Source organism: Actinomadura flavalba DSM 45200, assembly GCF_000374305.1.
In the GTDB taxonomy this organism is placed as follows: Bacteria; Actinomycetota; Actinomycetes; order Streptosporangiales; family Streptosporangiaceae; genus Spirillospora; species Spirillospora flavalba.
The window spans coordinates 1,545,398-1,570,866 of sequence record NZ_KB894093.1 but is presented as its reverse complement, the minus strand read 5'-3'; the positions used below and the strand labels follow the sequence as shown (position 1 = coordinate 1,570,866).

22 protein-coding genes are annotated in these 25,469 nt (G+C 74.5%); 6 read left to right on the top strand and 16 right to left on the bottom strand.

The window, feature by feature from the left end:
- Positions 1-61: 61 nt before the first annotated feature.
- Positions 62-598, bottom strand: a complete 537-nt coding sequence (locus C229_RS0107180; protein ID WP_018654398.1) for a MarR family winged helix-turn-helix transcriptional regulator — start codon at positions 596-598, stop codon at positions 62-64.
- A 65-nt stretch (positions 599-663) separates the two neighbouring features.
- A complete protein-coding gene (locus C229_RS0107175; protein WP_155884632.1) occupies positions 664-1,329 on the bottom strand; it encodes a hypothetical protein in 666 nt (221 codons plus the stop codon).
- Positions 1,330-1,582: 253 nt separating this feature from the next.
- Between C229_RS0107175 and C229_RS29810 the strand changes: the two genes are divergently transcribed.
- Together C229_RS29810 and C229_RS29805 are read left to right on the top strand one after the other, a co-directional pair.
- Complete coding sequence (locus tag C229_RS29810; protein WP_018654397.1) at positions 1,583-1,846, top strand: hypothetical protein; 264 nt, start codon at positions 1,583-1,585, stop codon at positions 1,844-1,846.
- A 122-nt stretch (positions 1,847-1,968) separates the two neighbouring features.
- A complete protein-coding gene (locus C229_RS29805) occupies positions 1,969-2,220 on the top strand; it encodes a hypothetical protein (protein ID WP_018654396.1) in 252 nt (83 codons plus the stop codon).
- A 255-nt stretch (positions 2,221-2,475) separates the two neighbouring features.
- Here C229_RS29805 and C229_RS32670 read toward each other — a convergent pair whose 3' ends face one another.
- The 3 genes from C229_RS32670 to C229_RS0107150 all read right to left on the bottom strand — a co-directional run bounded on the left by C229_RS32670 (position 2,476) and on the right by C229_RS0107150 (position 6,061).
- The gene (locus tag C229_RS32670) at positions 2,476-3,456 is read right to left on the bottom strand and encodes a zinc metalloprotease (protein WP_018654395.1); all 981 of its coding nucleotides are present in this window, start codon (positions 3,454-3,456) and stop codon (positions 2,476-2,478) included.
- Positions 3,457-3,617: 161 nt separating this feature from the next.
- A complete protein-coding gene (locus C229_RS0107155) occupies positions 3,618-4,835 on the bottom strand; it encodes an FAD-dependent oxidoreductase (RefSeq protein WP_018654394.1) in 1,218 nt (405 codons plus the stop codon).
- A complete protein-coding gene (locus C229_RS0107150; RefSeq protein ID WP_018654393.1) occupies positions 4,832-6,061 on the bottom strand; it encodes a carboxylate--amine ligase in 1,230 nt (409 codons plus the stop codon). The genes C229_RS0107155 and C229_RS0107150 overlap by 4 nt, the downstream gene beginning before the upstream one ends.
- 247 nt (positions 6,062-6,308) lie before the next feature.
- On the opposite strand from C229_RS0107150, the gene C229_RS0107145 reads away from it, so the two are divergent.
- Positions 6,309-7,559 (top strand): glycoside hydrolase family 26 protein, encoded by a 1,251-nt coding sequence (locus C229_RS0107145; protein WP_018654392.1) that lies wholly within the window; start codon positions 6,309-6,311, stop codon positions 7,557-7,559.
- A 104-nt stretch (positions 7,560-7,663) separates the two neighbouring features.
- Here the strand turns inward: C229_RS0107145 and C229_RS29795 are convergent, their stop codons facing one another.
- The 8 genes from C229_RS29795 to C229_RS0107100 form a co-directional block, all read right to left on the bottom strand.
- Positions 7,664-8,794 carry a glycosyltransferase gene (locus tag C229_RS29795; protein WP_081639806.1) on the bottom strand — a complete coding sequence of 377 codons (1,131 nt, stop codon included), beginning with the start codon at positions 8,792-8,794 and terminating at the stop codon, positions 7,664-7,666.
- 262 nt (positions 8,795-9,056) lie between these two features.
- A complete protein-coding gene (locus C229_RS29790; RefSeq protein ID WP_018654390.1) occupies positions 9,057-10,163 on the bottom strand; it encodes a GNAT family N-acetyltransferase in 1,107 nt (368 codons plus the stop codon).
- A complete protein-coding gene (locus tag C229_RS29785; RefSeq protein ID WP_018654389.1) occupies positions 10,160-10,786 on the bottom strand; it encodes a Wzz/FepE/Etk N-terminal domain-containing protein in 627 nt (208 codons plus the stop codon). Before C229_RS29785 ends, C229_RS29790 begins: the two co-directional genes overlap by 4 nt.
- Positions 10,783-11,895, bottom strand: coding sequence for a glycosyltransferase (locus tag C229_RS0107125; RefSeq protein WP_026313527.1), 1,113 nt, complete (start codon positions 11,893-11,895; stop codon positions 10,783-10,785). Before C229_RS0107125 ends, C229_RS29785 begins: the two co-directional genes overlap by 4 nt.
- Positions 11,896-12,642: 747 nt before the next feature.
- The gene (locus tag C229_RS0107115) at positions 12,643-13,353 is read right to left on the bottom strand and encodes a polysaccharide deacetylase family protein (protein WP_026313526.1); all 711 of its coding nucleotides are present in this window, start codon (positions 13,351-13,353) and stop codon (positions 12,643-12,645) included.
- Positions 13,350-14,900, bottom strand: a complete 1,551-nt coding sequence (locus C229_RS29775) for a lipid II flippase MurJ (RefSeq protein ID WP_018654385.1) — start codon at positions 14,898-14,900, stop codon at positions 13,350-13,352. The genes C229_RS0107115 and C229_RS29775 overlap by 4 nt, the downstream gene beginning before the upstream one ends.
- A gap of 74 nt (positions 14,901-14,974) precedes the next feature.
- Positions 14,975-16,345 carry an O-antigen ligase family protein gene (locus C229_RS35735; protein ID WP_018654384.1) on the bottom strand — a complete coding sequence of 457 codons (1,371 nt, stop codon included), beginning with the start codon at positions 16,343-16,345 and terminating at the stop codon, positions 14,975-14,977.
- A complete protein-coding gene (locus C229_RS0107100) occupies positions 16,342-17,808 on the bottom strand; it encodes a sugar transferase (RefSeq protein ID WP_240487109.1) in 1,467 nt (488 codons plus the stop codon). The genes C229_RS35735 and C229_RS0107100 overlap by 4 nt, the downstream gene beginning before the upstream one ends.
- Before the next feature lie 520 nt (positions 17,809-18,328).
- Here C229_RS0107100 and C229_RS0107095 point away from each other — a divergent pair.
- The gene (locus tag C229_RS0107095; protein ID WP_018654382.1) at positions 18,329-18,562 is read left to right on the top strand and encodes a hypothetical protein; all 234 of its coding nucleotides are present in this window, start codon (positions 18,329-18,331) and stop codon (positions 18,560-18,562) included.
- A gap of 2,208 nt (positions 18,563-20,770) precedes the next feature.
- On the opposite strand, the gene C229_RS34095 is transcribed toward C229_RS0107095, so the two are convergent.
- A complete protein-coding gene (locus C229_RS34095) occupies positions 20,771-21,910 on the bottom strand; it encodes a hypothetical protein (protein WP_018654381.1) in 1,140 nt (379 codons plus the stop codon).
- 205 nt (positions 21,911-22,115) lie between these two features.
- Complete coding sequence (locus tag C229_RS0107085) at positions 22,116-23,054, bottom strand: hypothetical protein (RefSeq protein WP_026313525.1); 939 nt, start codon at positions 23,052-23,054, stop codon at positions 22,116-22,118.
- Positions 23,055-23,344: 290 nt separating this feature from the next.
- On the opposite strand from C229_RS0107085, the gene C229_RS0107080 reads away from it, so the two are divergent.
- On the top strand, positions 23,345-23,572 hold the full coding sequence (locus C229_RS0107080; RefSeq protein ID WP_018654380.1) for a hypothetical protein: 228 nt from the start codon (positions 23,345-23,347) through the stop codon (positions 23,570-23,572).
- A gap of 186 nt (positions 23,573-23,758) precedes the next feature.
- Positions 23,759-24,427 (top strand): class E sortase, encoded by a 669-nt coding sequence (locus C229_RS32660; protein ID WP_018654379.1) that lies wholly within the window; start codon positions 23,759-23,761, stop codon positions 24,425-24,427.
- Here the strand turns inward: C229_RS32660 and C229_RS0107070 are convergent.
- Positions 24,424-25,425 carry an adenylate/guanylate cyclase domain-containing protein gene (locus C229_RS0107070; RefSeq protein ID WP_155884629.1) on the bottom strand — a complete coding sequence of 334 codons (1,002 nt, stop codon included), beginning with the start codon at positions 25,423-25,425 and terminating at the stop codon, positions 24,424-24,426. The two genes, C229_RS32660 and C229_RS0107070, sit on opposite strands and share 4 nt — an antisense overlap.
- Between the last annotated feature and the right edge of the window lie 44 nt (positions 25,426-25,469).

Below are 25,469 nucleotides of genomic sequence, written 5' to 3'. Positions count from 1 at the left end.
GATGAACTACTTAGACCGACTCTACGCCGCCGCGCCCCACCCCGAAAGACCCGAGGAACTCCTAGGGCCTCTCGCGGGCGCCGAAGCTCTCCCGGCCCGCGATGAGCTTGTCCAGCAGCATGATCAGCATCCGCTGCTCGGTCTCGGTGAGGACGCCGGCCCACTCGTGCTCGCGCGCGTTCTGGGCGGCGAACACCTCGGCGATGCGCTCCTGCCCGCTCGGGGTCAGGGCGAGCTGCGCCGAGCGGCCGTCGCGTCCGCCGCGCGAGCGGGTGAGCAGGCCGTCGGAGACGAGCGTGCGCGTCAGGTTGGACACCGCCGCCCGGCTCATCCCGGCCAGGGCCGCCGCGCGTCCCGGCTCCAGCGGACCGGCGAGCCAGGTGACGAACAGCAGCCGGAAGCCGGCCCAGGAGTGGCCGCGCGGGCGGTGGACGGTCGACTCCAGGTCGTAGGTGACGATCATCGACGCGCGGTTCAACGTGAGCAGCAGCCGCGTGGCGTGGCCGGTGGGGTAGCCGAACTCGTCCGCCAGGCGCCGGTCGGCCAGTTCCACGAAGGACCAGAAGTCGGGCGCCGGGGTCGGCGGTTCGTCGGCCATGTCCGGCAGCCTAGCCGCGCCGAGATGATTCATGAATGAACCATCCCGGCGCGGGCTCGGACGTCCTAGCGCTGGGCGCCGATGATCGAGATGACGCCCGGACGGGCCTCGACGGTGCAGCCCACCCCGATCGCGCGGCCGCGCAGGGTCACGCCGGAGGACGCGCCCGGACGGGACGCGACCGTCGAGCCGCCGCACTGGTCCCTCTCCTGCGACGCCTGCGGGGCGGTCGCCGGGAGGAGCCCCGGCATCGGCGCCCCGGGCAGCGCGGCGGCCGTGGGCGCGGCCGGCGGAGCCGCCTTGAGCGCACCGCCGCGCATGGTGAACGTCGAGCCGCGTCCGACGACGACGCGGACCGGCTCGGCGTCCCCCGACACGCCCTGGCGCGTCCGGATCGTGACGTCCCGCAGCACCAGCCGCGCCCCGGGCGCCACCTCGGCGAGCGGCTGCGTGCCGAGCCAGGTCAGCGTGGCGCCGTTGCCGCGCACGGTCGTGTCCCGGGTGACGCGGGGCAGCGCCGAGCGCGCGCCCGCGGGCTTGCCGAGCGTGAACGCGCAGCCCTTGGCGAGCGCGACGGTGCCGCCCGCGCGCAGGGCGTCGCCGAGTGCGGCGACGTCGCCCTTGCCGCCCGGGCAGGCGACGGGTGCGGAGGCGTGCGCGGCCGGGGCGAGCGGTGCGGACAGAACGGACACGGCGAGCAACGCGGTGAACGTCGGGCGGAGCGGGGTCATGTCGGGCCTTTCGGATGAGACGGTTTCGATGATCTTGCTCATCCGACTACCCACGGTGACGCCTCGCTGATCCACCACCCGGGCCCCAGAAAGTGACCAAGGGAGTATTACCCGATCCCGGGGTTCCCGCTCGCGTCGCCCGGCAATGAAGGGACGTGACAGTCCGCACACGATCAAGTACCGAGTGCACAGGTCGAGCGGATGACGCACGGCGCGCCCGGCTCGCGGCGCGAACAAGGGAGAAACGGGTTACATGAACAAGGTCCAGCGCATCACCATCGTCGGTCTCGCGTTCTCCGGCATGGCGCTCTCCGCGCCCGCCGCGATGGCCGACGCCTTCCACGCCCAGAGCGCGCAGAGCGCGGGCCCGGCGGGCGCCTCCTCGTGGGGCCTCTTCGCCGCGGCCTCCGACGGCGGCAAGGGCAAGGGCAAGGGCGGTGTCGTGTACGGCGCCAAGGCGCAGCACGCCGGGCCGGCGGGCGCTTCCTCCGCCAAGGTGTTCAGCGCCGCCGACTGACGGTGACCCCGTCAGCGCAGAGCTGAAGAGCCGGTCCCGTCCGCGTCGCGCGGGCGGGACCGCCGCATGTCCGGCCCTCAACCGTTCATTTCCGCCGTAGCACCCGAAAGGTCATTGTGAGCATGAACCGGAACCTGCGTCGCGCCGCCGTCCTCACCTTCGCCGCCGCCGGCGTCCTGGCCACCGCCCCCGCCCTCGCGCACGCCGACGCCGGCTTCGGCGCCTCGGCGGGCAAGGCCGGGCCGAGCGGCGCCGCCCTGCACGTCCGCACCGCCTACGCCGACGACCAGGGCAAGGTCCGCTACCGCGACTCCTACTACACGGCCGGCCCGAGGGGCGCCAAGGCGCGTCACGTGCACAGCGCCGCGCGCTGAGCTCCGAGCGGCGAAGCGCACGCGGCTCCCGGGTCCGGGAGGGCCGCGTGCGCTTCGGCGTCGCGGGAGGCGGGGCGGGGCCGGCCCCTGTGCGGCCCCGGCGTCCGTGCCGTCCCGGCAACAGGTCCGGCGGCCATTCCCCCCGAAATGGCCGCCGGACCTGTGGCTGAGACGTTAGCCCGAACCCGGACCGGCCGTTCACGTGTTGTCACGGTGGTGCGACAGACGGTGCCTGACGCGCGCCGAACGGACCCGTCAGGACCGCTCGCCGTACAGCTTGATCAGCCCGAGGTAGTCGCCCTTGCCGAGGGTGGACGGTCCCGCGTCGCACGGGGCGACCGTCGGCGACATCGTCAGGTTGTCGTGCTCGTTCCCCGACACGTGCCCGAGCCCGAGGACGTGCAACGTCTCGTGCGTCGCCACCGCCGACGCGTAGTACCGGCCCTTCGGGCACGTGCCCTGGCCCTGCTCCCACCACATGTCCTTCACGGCCCGCATCGCCGTGTCGCCCTCGATGGCCGTGCCGCCCCGGCCCCACTGGCACGTCATCGCCAGGACCTGGTCGCTCATGCCCTTGACGTTCCGCCAGCCGATGACGGACGTGCCGTCGGGCTTGCCGCACTCGCCCGCGGCGGCGATGTTGGGTTCCCTGTCGGTCGTGCCCTGGTAAGCCTGTTCGATGTCGGGCTTCGGCCCGAGGTCCTCGCAGTCGGTCGTGGCCTCGAACGCGTCCTTGACGCCGCGTCCCACCGCCTCGGCCGGGTCCTTGACGCCGAGGTCGACATCCGGCGGCGCGTGGTACGACCATTTCACCGCCTCGCCCTTCGGCCACGTCACCTTGCCCGCGTTGAAGGCCCCGTCCTTGCAGGCGGCCAGGGCCGCCGCCGCCGTGCGCCGCGGCTCGGGCGCCTCGCGGTGCAGCCGAAACCGCGAACCGCCGCGCTCGGTCGTGACGCCCAGCTCGCTGCGGCCGTCGCGGCGCAGCACGTGCGCGAGCACCGACGTCTCGTCGGCGGGGACGCGCACCGCCGCGCCGCCCTCGGCGCGCACGACGCGTCCGCGCAGATCGCACGCGTCCCGATCGACGACCTCCGGCAGCGCCCCCGCGTCCAGCACGGGGCCGGAGCACCAGGCGGGCGCGGCGTGCGCCGTGCCCGCGACGCCCGCGACGGCGCATGCGGACAGCGCCGAGAGTCCGGCGGCGGTCGAGGCGATCCAGTTGCGTTGACGCGACATGCGGTCTCCCATCTTTCGCGCGACGGATTCGACACCCGTCTCGCTCCAGACCTGCCGCAAGGTGATCACACAGAAACTAATCGGAAGTCCAAGGACTTACCCCGACCGCAACGCCGAAAGCCCCGATCCAGGATGGACCGGGGCATTTCGGATCAGTTTCGTCAGGCGTGCACCGGCTCCGACGTCCGCCGCGTCCCGCCCGAACGCGCCACCAGATGCCGGGCGATCCGGTCGGCCGCGAACGCCGACCCGTGCACGAACCGCATCACCGGCCCGAACGACGCCGCCGCCGGCAGACCCGTCACGTACAGGCCGCTCGCCGACGTCTGGAACCCGCGGTCGAGCCGGGGCGACCGGTCGCGGCGGGCCAGCGTGGCCCGCAGCTCCGGCGTCAGCACCGTCATCCGGTCGAGGTCGGGGACGTAGCCCGTCGCCGCGATCACGTGATCGGCGACGACCTCGCGCGTGCCGTCCCGCCCGGACGTGCGCAGCACCACCTGCCCCGACCGCTCCCGCGCCGAGACCACCCGGCGGCCCAGCAGCACCTCGACGCCGTCGAACCGGTCGCGCAGCCACCACGAACCCGCCGGGCCCATCGTCGTCCGCACGATCCGGCGGCGCGTCGCCGCCGGCAGCAGCCGGGTGAGCTGCGGGTACTCCGAGTAGATCCAGGTGCGGTAGCCGCGCCCGAGCCCGTGCACCGGCGGGCCCGCCGGCGACAGGCCGCGCGCCGCGACGTCCTGCGGGACCGCGTTCCAGACCAGCTCCGAGCCGCGCGCCACCACCGTCGGCTGCGCGCCGTTCTCGGCCAGCAGCACCGCCGTCTCGATCGCGGACTGACCCGCCCCGACGATCGCGACCGACTTACCCCGGAACACCCCGAGATCGTGGTGGTCGACCGTGTGCGAGGCCAGCTCGCGCGGCAGCCCGTCCAACTCGGCGGGACGGTGCGCGAACAGCGCCACGCCCACCGCGACGACGACGTTCGCCGCCCGGACGCTCTCGCCCGTCGCCAGCTCCACCCGGTAGGCGTCGCCGTCCGGCGCGATCCGCTCGGCCAGCGTCTCCTCCGCGCGCGGCGCGCACCGCTCCGCGAACCAGCGCCCGTACGCGACGAACGTGTCGAGCGGGATCGGGTCGCCGATGCCGGACCCCGGCGCGTACTCCGGGAACGTCAGCCCCGGCCGGGGCGCGCCCAGGCTGGAGGCGAACGGCTCGGACTTCAGCCGCATCCCGATCGGCAACTGGTCGGCCCAGAACGCCATCGGCGTCCCGATGACGCGGACCTCCGCGCCATGCCCGCGCAGATGCGCGCCCACCGACAGTCCGTACGGACCCGCTCCGACGACGACCGCGTCGAGCGCCGCACCCTGCGTCATCTCTCCCCCTTGGTTCCGGCGCCCGCCCGGGCGCGGACCAAGGCCCGCCCGGCCACGCGCGTCAGGCTGTGGCGGCCCATCGCGAGGAAGGGCCCGAGGTCGCCGCGGTCGTACCACGCGAGGTCGCCGGTGGCGGCCAGGTCGCGGAACCGGGCGACCGCGCCGCGCGAACCGAGCGTGCGGCGCAGGAACTGGTTCTCTACGAGCAGCGTGCGCCCGTAGCGGGGGGCGACGGGCGGGACCGGACGGCCCGACGCGTCGAGGTGCAGGGTGCGGACGAGGTCGAGGCCGCGCGCGTCCTCGAACAGGCGGAACTGCGCGCCGAGCCGCGGGTTGAAGTCGAGCAGCCGGTACACGCCCGCGCCCGGGTCGAACCGGAGGTCGAGATCGACGACGCCGCGGTAGCCGAGCGCGCCGACGAGGCGGCACGCCTGCTCGGCCAGCTCCGGCCGGTCGACCCACTCGCCCGCGACCGTGTGGCCGGTGTCGTCGGGGTAGGAGACGTGCTTGCGGCCCGTCGCGCCGAAGAGGCAGCGGCCGTCGCCGTCGAAGTAGCCGTGGAAGAACCAGTCGCCGCCGCCGGACGGGACCAGGCGCTGGAGCAGCAGCGGCCCGCCGGGGCCGTCCGCGCCGACCGGCAGCGCGCGGGCCTCGGCGACGGTGCGCACCAGCCACGTGCTGCGGGAACCGGACGGCAGCAGCCACGGGCGGGACCACTTCGCGACCAGCGGCAGGCCGAGCGCGGCGACCGCGTCGCGCAGTTCGTCGCGGTTCGTGGGGCGGTGGGTCTCGGGGACGGGGATGCCGCGCCGCTCGCAGGCGGCCGTGAGCGCGTCCTTGTCGGCGACGCGGCGGGGGGCGTCCGGGTCCTGCGGGGGCAGGACGTACCACTGCGCCAGCTCGGCCGAGTTCTCGGCGGCGTAGATGGCGCCCGCGTCGTCCAGCGGGACCAGCAGCGGACGGGCGCCGATGCGGTGGGCGAGGCCCGCGAGGCGCTGCCGCAGGGCGGCGGGCTCGTCCGGGCCGGGCCAGCCGGTGTGCGCGGCGCGCAGGTGCCGGGAGGCGGCGACCGGTTCGGTGCGGCCCGCGAGCGCCGCGTGCACCGCGACGCCCCGGCGGCCGAGCGAGCGGATCGCGCCGAGCGTGCCGTGATGGAAGGGGTTGGGGTCCGTGCGCAGCAGGACGACGGGCAGACCGGTATCCAGATCCGGGACGCTTGGGACCATTCCGTCGATTAGCATCGAAGTTCGCATTCCATCATTTGTCGATGATCTCGGGCGCCGGGGGGATCGGTGCGAGCGGTGAGGTTTTGTCGCGCCCTGACCTGTCGGTCTGTTCGGCCCCCTGTTCCACGGGCATACGTTACGCATGGGGACGGACGCCTTCCATCGCAATCGCCGCCCGGACAGATTACGACGGCGGATTTTTACCCCGCACGGACACTTCTCGGTAGCGCTCGTGACGGTCCTCGCAGTGATCACACTGACCGCGCAGAGCGTCTGGACCAAAGTGCGCCCCGCCGCGCAGGTGCGGGCGTCCGCGCCGATCGGCGCCTTCCTCGGCTCCGACGCCGCCGGCGCCGCCCGCATCGCCGAGTTCGAACGGTGGCTCGGCACGACCGTCAACGTCGGTCACACCTACCTGCCCGGCGAGAGCTGGCGCGGCGTCGAAGGCCCCGACTGGATCATCCGCCCCTGGTCCGAGTGGTACCGCGCCGCGCCCGGGCGCCTCTTCGTGCTCAACGTGCCGATGCTGACGCCCAACGAGGCCGGACGCCCCGACCGCGCCGTCCGCACCCTCCTGCGCGCCGGAGCCCGGGGCGGCTTCGACAAGCATTTCCGGACGCTCGCCGAAAGGCTCGTCGGCGCCGGGCTCGCCGAAACCGTCCTGGTCCCCGGCTGGGAGATGAACGGCACCACCTACACCGGCCGCTGCGGCCCCTCCCCGGACGACTGGAAAACGTACTGGCGACGCATCGTCTCCGCCATGCGCGCCGTTCCCGGCGCCCGTTTCCGCTTCGACTTCACCGCCACCCGCGGGCGCGACGCCCACCCCTGGCCCGACTGCTACCCCGGCGACGACGTCGTCGACATCATCGGCTCCGACAGCTACGACCAGCCGCGCGACATGGGCTTCCAGGAAATGATCGACGAGCCGTACGGCCTCCAGGCGCACGCGCAGTTCGCCAAGGAACGCGGAAAGCCGATCTCGTTTCCCGAATGGGGTCTCTTCCGCAACGGCGACAACCCCGATTACGTCCGCAACATGCACGCCTGGATGTCCCAGCAGAACGTCGCCTACCAGACCATCAGCGACTACTGCCCGCACGGCGTCTGGCGCTGCACCCGCAATCCGCGCTCGTCCGAGGTCTACCGGGCCCTCTTCGGCGGCGCGGGCGAAGCGTCCCCCTCGCCCTCACCCACGCCCGACGCCAGCGCCATCAGCCCCGAGCCGTCGCCGTCCCCGTCCACCGAAACGCAAGCCGAGCCCGCCGCTCCCGCCGACACCGCATCCGATCGCCCGGTCCCCGCCGAGCCCGCCGCAGCACCGCCGTCCAACGCCAGCCCCACGAACGAACCGGGGTCCCCACCACCCGCACAGGAAACCCCGCCGACCCGCCCAGAAGACCCGGCCACCATGCCGACCACCCAACCCGCACGCCCACCCGACCCCACACCCGACGACCCCACACCGACCCCCCGCAACGAGACACCACCCACCTGAGTCCCGCCAACCCCCACGCGAGGCGAGCCCCGTCGGCAAGCTCGCCAGAGCGGGGGACGTCGGGCTTGGGGAAAGTCGGTAAGTGTCAGGCCATACGGGGATGTTCAGTTCGGTGCGGGGGACGTCGCCGTGTCCTGGTCGGTTGTCGTGCCGGGGGTCGGGACGCCGCTGACGTCGGTGCTCAGGGCGGCGAGGGCGGCGAGGGTCGCGTCCTCGTCGTACTCGTGGGCGATCGTGCGCGCGGCGGTGCCCTCGGCGTCGGCCAGGGCCGGGTCGTCCAGCCGGGCGGCGACGGCGGCGGCGAGGGCGGGCGCGTCGTCCGGCGGGACCAGCGCGCCGACCGGCGGCGTGACGACCTCCGTCAGCCCCGGCACGTCCGACGCGACGAGGGAACGGCCGGTCGCGAGCGCCTCCAGCGCCGTCAGCGGCAGCCCCTCCCAGCGGGAGGGCAGCACGACGACGTCCGCGGCGGCGAGCCAGGGCCGCGTGTCGTCCACCTCGGACACGGTCACCACGCCGGGCTGCGGCGGAAGCCGTTCGGCGCCGCCGCCGACGACCGCCAGCACGGCGTCGGGCCGACGACGGCGCACCAGCGGCCAGGCGTCCAGCAGGACGTCCTGACCCTTCTGCCGCGTGACCCGCCCCACGCACACCGCCAGCGGCGCGGCGGGCAACCCGAGCGCGGCGCGCGCGGCGGCGCGCTCCCCGGCGTCCGCGGCCTCGAAGCGGCGCAGATCGACGCCGTTCCGCACGACCGCGTACCGCGCCTCGACCCGGCAGTCCCGTCCCTGCTCGAACTCCCCCGTCCCGACGCACACGACCCGCGCGGCGCGCCGCGCCGCCCACCGCTCCCAGGCCCTGCTGGCCGCCGCCTGCGCGGACGTCGCCGCGAGCCACGACCATCCGTGCGGCTGGAACAGCACCGGCGCGGGCTGCCGCACCAGCCGCCCGGCGAGCCCGGCCTTGGCCGAATGCAGGTGGACGAGATCGGGCGCGAACCCCCGCACGACCCGGCGCAGCGCCCACGCCTCCCGGACCGTCCCCGGCGACGGCGCCCGCCCCGCCTCCCACGGCAGATGCGTCACCCCGTCCCGCCGCAACCACCCGCCCAGCGCCCCCTCACGAGGGCACGCCACGGCCACCTCCCAGCCCCGCGCCCGCTGATCCCGCACGACCGCCCGCACATACCGCGCCACCCCACCGTCAACCGGCTGCGCCACATGCAAGACCCGCATCACCACACCACCCCTTCCCACCCCACCGACAAGGCCCCAGCCCGAGCCATCCCGACCCACTCACACACGACCCAGCCCCGAACCGGCATGGAGAACAGGACCAACGCCCCACTGAGAAGCCCACCCGCGCAACCGCAGCGCGCCGCACGGCGCGGAGCGCCCGCGAGGGCGAACCCTGGCGCGGGTGCGCCGCCGTGACCAGGCGGTCCCGGGACAGGAAGGCGGCGCGGAGCGCGCGCGAGGGCGGGCCCCGGTGCGGGGCTCATGGACGGCGGTGGGATCGGGTCGCGGCCGCGATGGTGGCGCGGTGGTGGGCCGGGGTGGCGTAGGCCGGGGCGAGGGGGGAGCTGCCGAGGATCAGGCGCGAGCTTACTTCCGCCGTGGGGCGCCACTTCGCCTTGTAGGGCTCGGTGCCGCGCAGCATGCTGAAGTGGCGGACGCCGCGCGAGGCCGCGAGGGCGAGGTCCTGGCGGAGGAGCATCAGCGTCACGTCGAGGCGGTCGCGGAGGGCTGGGTCGGCGCCGTAGAGATAGGCGCCCACCGTGTCGTGCCCGATGAGCGCGAGGTCGCTCGCGACGACCGCGCCGTCGACGCGGTACTCGAACAGGGCCGCGTCACCGTGCGCGATCATGTCGGGGACGGCCGAGGCGAGATGCCGCCGGAAACCGTCCCGCGCGTGCTCGGGGTTCAGGCCCCGGCCGCGCCACTGCCGGACGTGCAGGTCGAGAAGCCGTCCGACGGCCTCGGCGGCGCCCGCCGCGTCCACCGACGTCACCACGACGCCGCTCGCGTCGACCTTCCGCAGCTTGGCGCGCGCCTTCCCCGCCGTGCGCCCCGGCAGCGTCCCGAGCAGTTCGGCGATCGGACGCGCGGGCACCTGAAGGCAGGTGGAACCCGGCGCCGTCCAGACCCGTCCCGGCCACCGCGCGGCGAGCAGGTGCGCGACCGCGCCGGGACGCACCTCCGGGAGGTCGAGCGCCACCGCTCCACGTTCCGCCCGTAGTGCCCCGGCGAGGACGCCGAGGCTGCGGTCGGCGTGCACCGGGTCCATCAGGACGTCGGTGAAGTCGCTCTGTCCCCCGCCGACCGGCACCAGCACCGGCAGCCCCCACCGCCGGACCCGGTACAGCGGCGCCGCCGCCACCAGCCGCCCCCGGTGCCGGACGAGCACGAGCCGCAACGCGCCCGGCCGTCCCTTGCTCCGCCACCACCCGGCGAGCCACCCCGCCGACTGGAACGGCGTGGCCGCCGGACACCGCGCGTAGAGGTCACGCCACTCCCCGGCGAGGGCGTCGAACGCTCCGTCGTCCCGGCGCGTCTCCACCTCCCACGCGGTGCCCACCAACGTCACGGCCGGTGCGCTGGTCATCGGGCGACCTCCTCGCGGGGCGCGTCCGCCGGGGGCGTCGGGACGGGGGAGCGGCGGCGACGGGTCGGGCGCAGGCCCGCCATCGCCGCGAGCCCCGCCAGCAGGACGCCGGAGGCGGCGCCGACCGCGATGTCGAGCAGGAGGCGCGGAGACGAGGGGCGCAGCGGCGGGGTCGCCTCGCTCATCAGCGCGATGCGGACGCCGGTGTCCTGGCGGCGGGCCGCGCCGAAGCGGACGAGCGCGTCGGCGCCCGCGTTGGCGAAGGCCGCCGCGTCGGACGCGCCGGTCGCCGTGCCGGTGACGCGGATCAGCGGCGCGTCCGGGGACGTCGAGGCGCGCAGGTGCTCGGCCGCCCGGCGCGGCGAACCCGACGGCCACTCCCGGTCGCCCCAGCGCAGCGTCTCCGGCAGCGTCGCCAGGCGCCCGTAGACCTGGGCGAAGTTCACGGCGGCGGGGCCGGAGTCGTCCGCGTCGGTCACCACGATGACGTGGGCCGTCGCGGTGTACTCGGGTGTCTTGATCAGGGCGTATCCCGCCCCGGCGGCGGTGCCCGCGGTGACGAGCGCGGCGCCGAGGCCGAACGCGCGGGTCAGGCTCCGCAGAGGTCCCGGTGGCTGCTTCATCGGTGCGTCTCCTGGCGAGGTGGGGTGCGGACGGTCGGACGGCCCGCGCCGTACAGGTCAGCGAGCGCGCGGGCGAGCGGATCGAGGTCGTAGTGCGCGACGACCGGCGGCACCGGCAGCCGCGCGGCGGGCGGCCGGTCGAACCGGGCCAGCGCCGCACGCCAGGCCGCGACGTCGGTGGGAAGCCGCTCGGCGTAGGGGGCGAGCTCGGCGGGGACGTCGTCCACGGCGGGGCAGCGCGTGTACAGGACCGGCAGGCCCGACGCCATCGCCTCCAGCACGCTCAACCCGAACGTCTCCTGGACGGACGGGACGGCGTACACGTCCAGCGCGGCGAGGACGCCGGCGGCGTCGCCGGTCTCGCCGAGGAAGCGGACGCGGCGGCCGAGCGGCGCCGCCCGCCGCTCCAGCGCGGCGCGTTCGGGGCCGTCCCCGGCGAGCAGCAGGGTGCCGCCGGGCAGGTCCGCGAACGCGTCGATGAGGAGGTCGAACCGCTTGCTCGGCACCAGCCGTCCGATCGCGCCGACGACCGCCTCGCCCGCGTCGATGCCGAGGTCGGCGCGGACGGCGGCGCGGCGGTCGGCCGCGTAGGCGAACTCGGCGGGGTCGAGCCCGTTGGGGATGACGGTGATGCGGTCGCCCGGGACGCCCCACCCGCGCAGCCGTTCCGCGACGGTCGGGGACACCGCGACGGTCACCGTCCCGAGCCGTTCGGTGGCGCGGTACAGGGCGCGGACGGCGACGTGCGCCCGGCGGCCCTCGATCTCGCCGTCACCGAGCGAGTGCTCGGTCGCGACGATCCGCCGGATGCCCGCCATCCGCGCGGCGATCCGCCCGAAGACGCACGCCCGGTACAGATGCGTGTGGACGACGTCGAACCGCCCGTCCCGCATGATCCGGACGAGTCGCGGCAGCGCGGCCAGGTCGCGGTTGCCGCGCATGCCGAGGTCGTGCACCGGCACGCCCAGTGCCCGGATCTCCCCCGCGACCGACCCGGCGTTGGTGAGCGCCACGACCTCGCACTCCACGGCCGCCCGCCGCAGCAGCCCGACGAGCTGCCGCTCCGCACCGCCCTGGCCCAACCCGGTGATCACATGCAACACCCGCACCGCGCCCTCACCTCCGCCCGCCCGCATCCCGCCCCACCCAAGAGAACCGACCGCCCCCAACAACGGCCACGACGCGCACACCCAGCCCAGCCCAGCCCACCCCGACCCAGGCCCCCAACCGAGCCCGAACCCGCACGCGACCCAGCCGAGGCATCACGGCCCGGCATCGCAGACCCACACGCAAATCCTCCAAGCGACCACGAACCCGCACACACCCCGCCCGAGGCACCCGCACAACCCGACGCCGCAGGCTCATACGCGAACCTTCCGCGCGAGCGCGCACCGACCAAGGCGCCCGTACGGCCCGGAGGTCCCTACGCCGGGCTGTCGGATGAGCAAGGAACTGCGCGTCGGCGGGCCGAGGCGCACGTGCGGCCTGGGGTCGCGAGGGCATATGCGGGCCGCCCGAACGAGCACGGACCTGCACCCGAGCGAGCTGAGGTACCGGCACGGCCTGGCGGTGCGGGTCCATACGCGAACCCTCAAAGCGAGCGCGAGCGCGGACCAGCCGAGGCGCCAGTACAGCCCGGGGCCGCAGGCTTATGCGCGGGCCTTCCGCGCGAGCGCGTACCGGCCGGGGCGCACGTGCGGCCCGGAGGTCCCTACGTGAGCCTGTCGGGTGCGCAGGGAGTTGCGCGGCGGCGGGTCGGGTCGGCCGGGGGCCCGGGTTCATGCGCGGGGCGCCCGGGTGGAGGTGGGGCTGCGCGTTGGCGGGCCGGAACGTTGGTGTGGGCCGGGGGTGCGGGGTCATACGCGGGCCTTCCAGCGGAGTTCGTGGCGGCGGAGTTTCGCGTGGAGGCGGAGCCAGGAGTCGCGTTCACCGATGTAGGTGCGGGCGAGGGCGTGGCGGCCGGGGGCGTGCGGGGCGATGGCGACCGCATGGTCGTAGCCCGCGGCGGCGACGGCGGCGATCTCGCGGTCGCCCGCGTCGCCGTACGGGTAGGCGAAGCCGTCCACCGGGGCGTCGATGATCTTCTCCAGGGCGGCGCGGCTCGCCGTCAGCTCCGTCTCCAGCTCGGCGGCCGGGACCTCGGGCAGCTTGACGTGCCACTGCCCGTGCGAGGCGACCTCCATGCCCGCGCCGTGCACCGCGACGAGCTGCTCGGGCGTCATCAGCGGCTTGCGGGGGCCGTCGTCCCAGGCGTTGTGGGAGCCGAGCCGTTCGGTGACCGCGTACACGGTCGCGGTGAAGCCGAGCCGCAGCAGCAGCGGGACCGCGCGGGACGCGAAGTCGGCGTAGCCGTCGTCGAACGTCAGGCCGACGAGGCCGCGCGTGCTCCCGGCGTCCTGCGCGGCGAGCAGTTCGCGGGTGCTCACGCCGCGCAGCCCGCGCGCGACGAGCCAGCGCATCTGCCGCTCGAACCGCTGCGGGCTGACGGTGACGAGGTGCGGGTCCTCGGTGTAGTGGTCGACCGAGTGGTACATCAGCACCAGCGGCATGGGCGGGGTCGGGCTCATCGGGTTCCTCCGTCGTCGCTGAGATGGGCGAAGGCCGCCAGCTCGCGGCGCACGCCGCCGCCGCGCCACCGCGTGGGCGGGGCGACGAGCGCGACGAGCACGGCCACGTAGACGGCCGCCACGGCGAGGCCGCCGAGGGGCAGGGCGGCGAGCGGGGAGACGTGCGGCGCGAGCAGTTCCCGCGCGGCGAAGCCGGTGCCGCAGGCCGCCGCGGTGGCGAGGCCGACGCGGGCGAGGCCGGACAGCAGCACGCGCGCGCCGAGCGGCGCCACCGAGCGGCGTACCCCGGCGAGCATGAGCAGCGCGGCGACGGTGATCCCGGCGGCGTTCGCGGCGGCGAGCGCGGGGGCGCCGTACGTCCCGACGAACGCGACGCCGCCCGCGACGTTCACGGCGAGGCCGGCGGCGACGGCCCCGCCCGGCCCCCACATCGGGCGATGCTGGGCGAAGAAGGCGCGGGCCGCGACGCCGACCATCGACTGCCCCCACAGGCCGAGCGCGTAGACGCGCATGATCTGCGCGGTGGCGGCGGTGTCGTCCGCGGTGAACGCGCCGTGCTCGAACAGGACGGCGACGACCGCGTCCCCGAACGTGACGAGGAACGCGACGGCGGCCAGGACGATCGCGCTGACGACGAGGACGTCGCCCTCGATGCGGCGGCGGACGGCGCCGAGGTCGGCGTCGGCCGAGACGCGGGCGAGCTTGGGGAACGTCACGGTCACGACGAGCAGCGACAGGATCATCGGGACCTGCGCGACCTTCTGCGCGTAGTTGAGCTGGGAGATCGACCCGGCCGCGAGGTCGGAGCCGAGGAACCGTTCCACGAACACCTGCGCCTGGCGGCCGACGGTGTAGGCGACGATCGGGACGAGCGCCGCGAACACGGTGAGGCGGAGGGCGCCGCGCGCGGGTCCGGTGGGGGCGGGGGCGGGGCCGAGGCAGCGCACGAACGCGGGCACCTGCACGACGACCATGAGGACGCTGCCGACCGCGACGCCGAGGGCGGCGCTCAGCACGCCGTGCTCGTCCTTGAGGATCAGGATCGTGGCGACGATGCCGACGTTGTAGGCGAGGTAGATCGCGGCGGGCGGCCCGAACCGGCCGTGCGCGCGCAGCGTCGCGCTGAGGAATCCGGCGACGCCGAACATCGGGATCGTGACGGCGGCGAAGCGGACACAGCGCACGGCGTCATCGGGATGGGCGAGGCCGGGGGCGAGGACGGCGACCAGGTGCGGCGCGACGAGCATCAGCGCGGCGGCCACGAGGGCCAGCGCGACGACGAGCCGGGGCAGCACGACCCGCACGAGCGGCCGGGCGCTCGCCCGGTCGCGCAGGGCGCGGGTGACGAGCGGCACCATGAGCAGCGCCATGGCGTCCTCGATGAGCAGCGGCGAGGCCGTCTCGGGGATCATCCAGCCGATGAGGAACGCGTCGGTGTCGCCGCTGGCTCCGAACAGGTGCGCCATGATCAGGTCGCGGACGAACCCGAGTGCCGTCCCGCACCCGATGAGCACGGCGGTCAGCGCCGTCGCCCGCCCGACGGACACGCGCCGCGCGCCCCTTCGTTCGCCCGGGTCGCGTGGCGCGGGGACCACCCGTCCTCGTACTTTTCCGTGCCTGGTCATCGGGGGGCTCCGGGAGCGGTGGGGCCACGGCCCGGAGGGCTGAGGGCGCGGGTGGCGGCGAGGCCCAGCAGGATCGAGGTCAGGACCGAGGTGGGGCCGCCCATGTCGGCGTAGAGGAAGTTGACCAGGAGCCAGCAGAGGAAGCCGACGGCGAGGGGCCAGGCGGCGTCGTCCCGGGATCGGTGGCGCCACAGGCCGCGCACCAGGGCCAGGAGGAGGGTCACGAAGGCGGCCAGGCCGAGGAGGCCCTGTTCGCTGAGGATGAGCAGGTACTGGTTGTGGGGCGAGAGCAGCGGCTGGCGGACGTAGCCGTTGCGGGCGTCGGCCGTCTCGCTGCCGGAGGACAGTTGCAGCGGGGCGTAGGTGTCGCGGTACTGGGAGAAGTTCTTGACGCCCACGCCCGTCACCGGATGCTCGCGCCAGATCGCGGTGGCGGTGCCCCAGAGGCTGTAGCGGTCGCTGACGGACTGGTCGGGGGTGCCGACCGAGTCGGCGATCGACGTCAGCCGCGCGCCGACGGTCTCCGAGCCGAGGCCGAAACCGCCCATCACGATGATCGCCAGCGCGGCGACGCAGACGGCGACGCGGAGCAGGACGAGCCGGTCGTACAGCGCCAGCATCACCGTCACCGCGATGACCAGGGCCAGGAAGCTGCCCCGGCTGAGCGCGGCGCCGAGCGCGGCGAGCTGCACGACCACCGCCAGCAGCAGGACGAGCCGGAACCGCCCCCGCACGACCGTGGTGAACGCGACGGCGAGGACGATGCCGAAGCTCGACAGGGTCGCCAGCGCCATGATGTCGAGGGAGCCGAACGTGCCGACGGCGCGCACGTCGCGTCCGCCGTAGGACGCGCCGTTGAGCGTGAGCGCCTGCCACAGCCCGAAGACGCCCTCGCCGAGCGCGGTCGCCAGCACGGCGCCGCCGATGATGCCGACGTCGCGCCGGTCCTGGACGGCCAGGACGACGGCCAGCGGCACCAGCACGAAGATCTGCGCGGTGCGCACGAACCCGGGCAGGCTGGCCTCGACGTCCTGGGAGGCCAGCGTCGTCACGCCGAGCGCGACGACCAGCGGCGCGAAGGCGGGCAGCGCCCGGGCCGGGAGCGCGCGGCGGCGCGACACCGCGACGAACGTCACGAACAGCACCATGACGGCGCTGGCCACGTCGGCGGCGGTCACGCTGATCCCGCCGCCGGGGCGTCCGGCGGGGACCGCGACGCTCACCACCGTGGCGGCGACGAGCCAGCTCGGGCGGCGGACGATCGCCGCCCACAGCCGCCGCAGTGGCGGGGCCGGGCGCGGCGCGGACGGCTCGTCGGGCGCGGGCCGTGGCGGCGGCAGGGAGATCCGGGGGGCGACGGACGTCATGGACTGTTCCGCAGGACCATCGCGCCGAAGGTCAGCAGCAGGATCTTGAGGTCGGCCGCGAACGACCAGTGGTCGATGTAGTGGTTGTCGAAGCGGGCTCGCATCTCGATCGAGGTGTCGCCGCGCAGGCCGTGCACCTGGGCCCAGCCCGTCATGCCGACCGGGACACGGTGCCGCAGCACGTATCCGGGGCAGGTCTCGGAGAACCGGCGGACGAAGTGGGGTCGTTCGGGGCGCGGGCCGACGAGGCTCATGTCGCCGCGCACGACGTTCCAGAGCTGGGGCAGCTCGTCCAGCGAGGTGCGGCGCAGCAGAGACCCGACCGGGCCGATGCGGTCGTCGCCGTGGACGGACCAGCGCGTGTCGGACTCGGTCTCGTCGGCGGGCCGCAGCGTGCGGAACTTCAGCAGCACGAACGGCTGCCCGTCCAGGCCGATGCGGCTCTGCTTGAAGATCACGCCGGGGCCCGTCTCCCGCCGCACCGCGAACGCGCAGGCCGCGAGGACCGGCCAGAGCACAGCGAGCAGGGCCAGCGCGACCGAGCAGTCGAAGACGCGCTTGACCGTCCGGCCGACAAGGCCGTAAGGGCGTCCGCTCACCGGGACGCAGGGCACTCCGGCCAGGTGGCGGACGCGTCCCGTCGTGCCCGCCGCGATGCCCTCCGACGTCGGGACGACGAGCGTCTGGCACCCGGCGCCGACGCTGAGCCGGACCGCGGGCTCGACGAACTGGCGCTCGATGTCGTCCAGGACGATGACGACGGTGTCGACCCGGTGCGCCTCGATCACCCGGCGCAGGTCGTAGGGGCCGCCGAGCAGCGGGATCTCCCCCGGGCGCTCCGGGTCGCGGGTGCCGATCCGGCCGAGGGGCAGCAGCCCGATCTCGGGGCGGCGGCGCAGCGACCAGACCAGGTAGTCGCTGAGCACCCCGGTGCCGACGACGAGCGTCAGCGGGCGGCGGAGCGGGCCGCGCAGCCGGCCGATCCGGACGAGCCGGTCCAGCACCAGACGCGTCGCCGCCGGGGCGAGCACGAAGAGCGCCGCGCCACCGAGCCAGCGGGCCGGGACGGTCGAGCCGGGTGCCACCGGTGCCAGCACGCTGAAGAGCGCCGCGACGGCCAGGGCGCGCAGCAGCAGCGGACGCACGTCGCCGAGCAGGGAAGGGAAACGGCGGACGCGGTAGAGCCCGGCGGAGGCGTTGAGCGCCACCAGCAGCGCCGCCGCGCCGAAGACGGCCGGGTGCAGCCGTCCACCGAGCATCAGGCGCGCCACGACGGCAGCGTTGGCCGCGTCGAGCGCCACCGTCAGCAGGGGGAGGGCCAGCGCCCCACGGCCGGTCGGCCGGACGAGCACGTCGGCGCCCGATGCCGGGCCGAAGCCGCCCGGGGAGCCGGAAGTCGTCCCGGGGCCGATCTGCACGGCTTCGTCGATCAGTGTGGTGGTGTCCGTCCTCTGGCTTGTCACGCCAATTGCCCCTTACGCGGAGAAGAGTGCCCGCCGACGGAACGACCCCACCGGCGAACCGGGCTCGGCCGGGCGCGCCGACCTTCCGCCGGAGCTGCCGGGGCATTCTTTTCCCACCGGACGCGGCGACCCGCGGCCGGAATCCCCGGGCTTCGCTGGGAAAGATGGAGGATCTACCCGGAAGCGCACACCAGGATGCCAGCATCGCCCGCCACCGGCTCCTCTTCTGGCGCTCATGTCGGTTCTTTTTTTCCGAGCCGATGCCCCAATCCATGTCGTTACCACTGAATTCATTTATGTCGGACATGGGCGTCTTGTGCGGTGCTATGTCAACCCGCCGCCATGAGTCGGCCAGCTTTTCTTCAACGGAGGCCCGGATCGCAGTCTTGGGCGGGCTCTTGCTGAATGGTCCGTGATAGTTCTGATCTCGACGGGTGAGCTCGTGCCGGCTCGCCGACACCACACTGTTCTCACGCGGACGGCTCCCGTTTCCGCGTGACGACCTTCCTGGAGGCGAACCATGATGAAGAAGCTGGCCGCGGCCGGACTCCTGACCATGTCCATCGGCGGCGCGCTGTTCACCGCGGCGGGCCCGGCGATGGCCGGCGGCGACGACAACCAGAACACCCAGGTCGTCGGCGTCCAGACCTGCCGCAGCGTGGACGTCACGGTCATCGGCGCCGTGGTCCGCAACCTGCTCGGCGTCAACGACGAGTCGGGCGACTGCGCCAACGGCTCCGTGGTCGACGACTGAGTCGTCTCCACCCGCTGAACGGAGGGGGGTCATCGGCGCCGATGGCCCCCCTTTCGCATGCGCGTCACCACTGAGGACGATCGCTTTCGGTCGAACACTCATGAGCCTTATCCCCTTCGCTCCACTTAGCCGGTTTCGACCGGCTTTTCGCATATCCCCACTTCGCCCGCCTCGATCGCGAGATCGCGAACCGAAGCCGGGACGACCTCCCTGGCCCACGGCGCCGCCCACACCCTTCCGTGCGCCTGCGGCGAGCCGTTCACCTGCCTTCATCCTGCCGACCGCCGTCGCCTTGCGAAAGCCAAGTCCGCGCCTGTGGATAACTTTCTCGACGCGCTCGACGGCAGCCCGATCAGGGCCTCCCGCAACCTGCCCGGGAACCCCCATGAATCAATTCTCCCGCGTTTTCGCCAGGCACTGTGAGCGACGCCGGACGCTGTGGATAACTTCCCGATCGCTCACCCGGCCTGGCGTCCTGGGCAATAAAGCACTCAGTCGGTGGCGGAACGGGCCGCTCAGTCGATGACGGAACGGGCCGCCTTTAGGGCATGGACCGTAGCTCTCCCCTGCGCGGAGCCGTGGCGACGGAGCGGTCCGCCCTTGGGCAAGAGCCGTGGTGATGGAACGGCCCGCCTCTGCGCAGGAGCCCTAGCGACAGAACAGCCTGCCCTTGGGCAAGAGCCGTGGTGACGGAACGGCCCGCCCCCGCGGGGGAGCCGTCGTGATAGAACGGCCAGCCCTCGGGCAGGGATCGTGGTGACAGAGAGCGGCCCGCCTGGGGAGGAGCCGTAGCGTCCACCCGCGCACGGATCGCGGCCGCCGGCAAGGGCGTGCTCGGCCGCTGCTGCTTCGAGGCGTCTCGGCCGGGCTGGAAATGCGTAGCGCGGGCGGGTCCCGTGCCGGACCCGCCCGCGCTGGGCGTTACGCGTTGTGCAGCGGCCCCGTGCCGGGCCGCGTTGGTGGTGCGTGGCGGTCGCGGGCCCCGTGCCGGACCCGGTTACGCCGGATGTCGCTCTCCTTGCGGTAACCCCAAGGGTCGCGAGGTGCTCGTGGCGGTCGCGGGTCCCGTGCCGGACCCGGTCACGCCGGATGTTGCTGTCGTGCGGCGGCCCTTCATGGGCCGGAGTCGTGCTCAAGGTGGTCACGGGGCCTGTGGTGGACCCGGTCGCACCCGGTGTTGACGGTCTTGCCGTGCAGCTCTGGGCTGCGGTCGTGCTCGTCACGGTCGCAGGTCCCGTGCCGGACCTGGTCGCGCCGGGTTCTGTTGTTCGACGGCCGGCAACGGCCGTATTTCGCCGGTGGCGGTCGCGGGCCCCGTGCCGGACCCGGTCTCGCCGGATGTGCTGTCGTGCGACGGCCGTTCACGGCCGTGGTCCTGCTCGCGGTGCTCGCAGATCGAAACCCACTCGCACCGATCGCTGCCGGTCTTGCACCGGCCTGTGCGGCCGGTTGGCGGTCACAGGCCCTGTGCCGGGCCTGGTCACGCCGGGTGTCACTCGTCGTGCAACGGCCCGAAGGCCGTGGGAGGCGGTTCCGAGTCCCGTGCCGGACCCGGACGCCTGCCGTCGTGCTGGTCGAGACCCCGTGCCGGGCCTCTCCGTCGTGCGTGCGATCACGTGCCGGATCGCGGTTCCTGCCGGTGCTCGTGGCTCCGTCGCGAAGCCGTGGGCGCCGTCGTGCTCGTCGGGCCGTCCGCGATGGCTTCGGGGACGGGGCGGTCGGTCGGGTCGGGCGTCCGCCCGGAAGAGGCCGGACGCGTTCCGTCGTGTCTCGCCGCCTTCGACCCCAAGGTCTCGGGCGGGTCCTGCTGCGGCCTCGTGCCAGGCCGTCCTGCTCGGCGGGTGAGACCCCGTGCCGGGCCTCGGTTCCGCCGTCCTGCCTTCACCGCCCGGGACAACGCCCCGAGCGGGTTCTGCGGGTGACCCCCGAAAGGGCCGTCTTGCCTTCGGCGTCGCCGCGGCTCCGTGCCGAGTCGCGTCCTGCCGTCCTGCCGGTCTCGGACGAGACCGTCGTGCCGTGCTGTGCGGGTGGTGCTGGGCCGGGCGGTCGGTGCGAGCCGCTCGCGCCGGGTGCCGGGCCCGGGGAAGGCGGACGAAGAGTCCGCCGGTGGTGTGCGTGAGCGTCCGGTAGGCGGCCCCGTGCCGGGCCGGTGGGACGCTCAGCGGCCGCCGGTGGCGCGGGCGGACGGACCGCCCGCGCCCGGCGTGGTCATCGGGTGAGCGGGGTGCCGCCCAGGTGGATCGGCAGGCCCTCGGTCAGCGGCGGCAGCACGGGGCGGTCGCCGTCGGCGTTCTGCGCCGGGTTGCCGAGCGAGCGGACGACGCCGGTCAGGCCCTCGACGGGCGACGTCTCGGCCTGGCGCTGCCCGGCCTGCGGACGGGCCGCCTCCTCGCCCAGGCCCCGGACGACGCCGCGCACCGCGTACAGCGACTCGGTCGCGACCATCTCGGCCGGGCCGTCGGCCGCGGCCTTGCGCTGCCCGATCTGCGGGCGGCTGGCCTGCTCGCCGAGCGAACGGAGAACGCCGCTGACGGTGTGGACCGACCCGGCCGCAAGATCCTCGGTCGGGTTGTCGCCCTCGCGGCGGGTGCTCGTCGGCGCCTTCTCCGGCACCGGCACGCCGAGCGAGCGGATGAGGCCCTGCGTGGCGTGCATCGGCGCGGCGGCGTCGGACGTGCCGTCGAGGACGTCGGCGCGGCGCTGCTCCTGCGCGGGACGCGCGGGGATCGGGACGCCGAGGTTGCGGACGAGGCCGCGGACCGAGCGGGCGGGCTCCTTGAACCCGGCGTCGGGGTCGTCGGCGACGCGGCGCGCGGGGCCCTGCGCGGCACCGGGCAGCGGCAGGTTCAGGGACTTGAGCACGCCGTGCACGGCGTTCCCGGCGTCGCCGCCGCCGTCAGCGAGGCGGGCGTTGGCGAGGCGGGCGTCGCCGTGACGCTGCCCACCGAGGAGCCCGCCGCCGCCACCGCCGAGCAGGCCACCGAGGCCGCCGCCACCGCCGAGCAGCCCGCCCAGACCGCCACCGTCGGCGCCGCCCGTCGGCAGGGGCAGCGCGGCCTGACGCGCGGCGGCGCCGTCGGCGAGGCGGGCGTCGGCGTGACGCTGCCCGCCCAGGAGCCCACCGCCACCGCCACCGAGCAGCCCGCCGAGGCCGCCGCCACCGCCGAGCAGGCCGCCGAGGCCGCCGCCGTCGGCGCCGCCGGTCGGCAGGGGCAGCGCGGCCTGGCGCGCGGCGGCGTCGTCCACGCCGTCGGCGAGGGCGGGCGCGGCGGTGAGGCCGGTGCCGAGCGTCGCGACGCCGGCGGCCAGCAGCGCGGTCCTACTGATGTTCTTGACCCAGTTGCGCATGGTGAGAACTCCTTGGTGCTGAGTGAGTGATGGTGTTCCGTTCGGGCGGACGGCCGTGCCTGGCCGGCAGGCGGTGTCCGAGGTGCACGGCGTGGAGCCGCGTGGAAGGCCCTGTTCGGGGCTGGGTTCAGGTGTGGGGCGCGCGACGGCGCGGCCTGGTGCGTGCTGGGCACGCGGACGGCCGGTGCGGCCGGGAAAGGGACGGCTAGTCGGGGACTGCCGCGAGGTCCGCGGGCGCGAGGTGGTCGCGCAGCGCGGTGTGGTGGAACGGCGAGCGGCGGGCCGGACGCGGTGCGTCGGGCATGCCGGACGCGGAGACCGGCGCGACGGGCCCGGAGCCGTGGCCGGAGCCGGGCTGGGCGTCGTGCGCGGGTGCGTGGACCGGGTGTTCGGTGTCGGCGGGGGCCGTGGGCGCCCCGTCGGTGCGGTGCGGCCGGTCGTCGCCGGTGCTCGCGGACGTGGCCGCGGGCGTGCCGGGAACGGCGGACGCGGTCGGCTTCGCGGCACGGGTGCCGTGGGAGCCGTGGTCGTCGGCGTTCAGGTGCGCGCCGACGTCGTTGCCGGTGCCGGGCTCGTCGGCCGGAACCGGGGCGGTGGCCGGAGCGGGCTCCGGCGTGAGGTGCTCGGTGACGGAACCGACGACGGGCACGGGGACCGTGCTCAGCTCGCCGGTGACCTGACCCGTCGCCGTGCGGACCGTCTCGACGACTCCGCCGGGCTTGGTCGCGCCGGCCTCGCGGGCGACACCGGCCACGAGCCCGGTGCCGGTGTCGAGCACCGTGCGGCCGAGGTCGTGCGCGGCGCCGCCGGAGCCGGACTCGGCTGGACGGTCGGTGCGGAGCGCGGCGCCGGTGAGCGGTTCGGTGGCCTGGGCCGCCTGGCCCAGGACGCCGGACGTGAGCCCGACGAGCGACCCTTCCGCCTCGGGGCGGACGCGGGCGCCCGGAGCGCCGTCGTCGTGTTCCGCCGCGGTCGGGCCGTGCGGGCCGGTGGCGGCGTCGGCCGCGTCCGCCAGGCACGCGCCCAGCAGCCAGCCCGCCGCACCGAGCCCGACGACGATCGCGAGCCGGACGAGGAACACCGGGACACGCCACGCCCGGACGTCGGGGCGGTCGGCCCCGTGCGTCGCGGTGGTGGTGTTCATGGTCCCGGTGTCCCTTCGCGTGAAACGGCCCGCGGATGCGGCGGAGAAACGGTGAGTCAGGACGATAGCAGCATTCGAGCGGCCCGTGTCCACGATCAACTCGGATTCGGCGTGGACCGAAGTGACCGCACCGGGGACGCCCAAAAAGATCAGCCGACGGAAGGTCAAGTATCTCCATTCCCCTTGCGATGCGCGCGCGCCCGCGTATGGCATACAAGGGCGTTCCGGGCGGGCGTGCCACCGCCTGCGGACCGAAGACCTCGACCACCACAGCGAACCGGGAGTTCACCATGTTCAAGCGCGCGCTCGCGACCGGCCTCATCGCCGGGGCCGGCCTGCTGGCCTTCGCCGCTACCCCCGCCAACGCCGACGGCGACGACAACCAGAACACACAGATCATCGGCATCCAGACCTGCCGGGGCCTCGACGTCGTCGGTGTCGGCGCGGTGGTCCGGAACCTGCTCGGCGTCAACGACGAGAGCGGCGACTGCTACAACGGCTCGGTCGTCAACGACTGAGACCGCCGGACGGTGCCGCCCCGGACTTTCCGGGGCGGCATCCCCTTTTCCGGACGATCCACCCAGCGAATTGGCCACGTTTCCCACCGAACCGGACGCGAATGCGAGACCGCGCCCGACGCGCTACGCTCTGGCTGAACCATTCCGGAGGTGCCCGAACCGGGCCGGAAACGCCTGGAGTGCACCATGGGAAAGACCGTTCTGAGCCGTTTTCTCGGCGCCGCCGTCGCTTTCACGGTCACCGCCCCCGTGACCCTCGCCGCGCCCGCCGCCGAGAGCGCGCCCGCCGTCGCGCCGCGCATCCTCGCGCCGTCGCCCGCGCCCACGGCGCCCCTCGAACGCGTCACGTCCGCCCTCGCGCTGCGCACGGCGGCCCCCGCGCGCGACACGCCGGACAAGAAGGACGCTCCACGCCGCCCGCCCGCCAACGGCACGGAGCTGGGCGCCCTCGACATCACCCCGCTGCGCGTGCGCGGCACCATCCGCGAGGGCGTCGGCAACGACATCCTCGACCGGGGCGTCGGCCACTACCCCGGCACCGAGATGCCCGGCGAACTCGGCAACACCGTGCTGCTCGGGCATCGCACCACCGGGCCCAAGCCCTTCCTCAACCTCGACAGGCTGCGCCCCGGCGACCTCATCGGCGTCACCGCCAAGAAGCACCGGTACTCCTACCGCGTCCGCGAGCTGCGCGTCATCGAACCGGACGAGACCGACGTCCTGGCGCCCACCCCGTTCCGCAAGCGCAAGGGCAAGACCGGCACGTTCCTCACCCTCATCACCTGCCACCCCAAGGGCGAGGACACGCGCCGCCTGGTCGTCGTCGCGACGCTCGTCCCGCCCGCGCGGGGCTAGGGCGTCCGCCGCCGGAGGACGCGCGGCCGCACCCGGCCGAGCCCCTGGAGCGGACGGGCGCGCAGCGACGACACGTCGTACTCCGGCAGTTTCGCGATCGCCTCCGCAAGGCCGCCGTCGATCAGCACCGTGCCCGGATGCGCGGTGGCCGTGAGCCGCGCCGCGAGGTTCACCGGCGTGCCGAACACGTCACCGAGGCGCTGGATGACCTCGCCGTGGGCGATGCCGACGCGGACGCGCGGGAACGTCGGGTCGGTGTCGAACAGTTCCGCGATGCGCAGGCCGATCTCGGCGCCCGCGCGGGGGTCGTCGGCGGAGAACAGGATCTCGTCACCGAGCGTCTTGACGACCCGGCCGCCCAGTTCCGCGACCACCTCGGCGCCCGTGCGCTCGAACCGTTCGACGAACGCCGCCAGTTCCGAGCCGTCCATGCGGCGGCTCATCCGGGTGAACGCGACGACGTCGGCGAAACCCACGCTGACGTGGGCGAGCCCGGCGGCGGGGTCGGCGGTGGCGGCGGCCGTGGACGCCGCGGTGCGCAGCCCGGCCTCGGTGAGCTGACGCCGCCAGCCGTGCATCATGAGCCGCTCGAAGGCGGGCCGCAGTTCCTCGGTCGCGGCCAGCGCGCCCGTGACGACCTCCGTCGTCATCGGCTCGTCGGGCGGATAGACCTCGCTGAGGCGGCGCAGCCAGACGTCGGCGAGCCAGCTCGCGAGGCGGCCCATCGTCTGCCCGACGGCGCGGGAGAGCTGGAGGACCATGTCCTCGTCGACCATGTCGTGTTCGAGGAGCTTGTTGATCTCACGGAGGGCGGCGACGTCGCCGTCGGTGAACGCGACGACCTCGTCGGGCGGGGTGGGGAAGCCGAGGGCCTGCCAGACGCGCCGCGCGTAGTCCTCGTCTACCTCGGCGAGGGCCTCGACCTCCTTGCGGGTGTAGCGCAGGGGGCCGCCGAGCAGGGTCTGCTCGATGTCCTGGGGCATCTGGGGCTCTGCCATCAGCCAACCTTTTATGTGTCATCGGACGATGTCATGATTCTGGC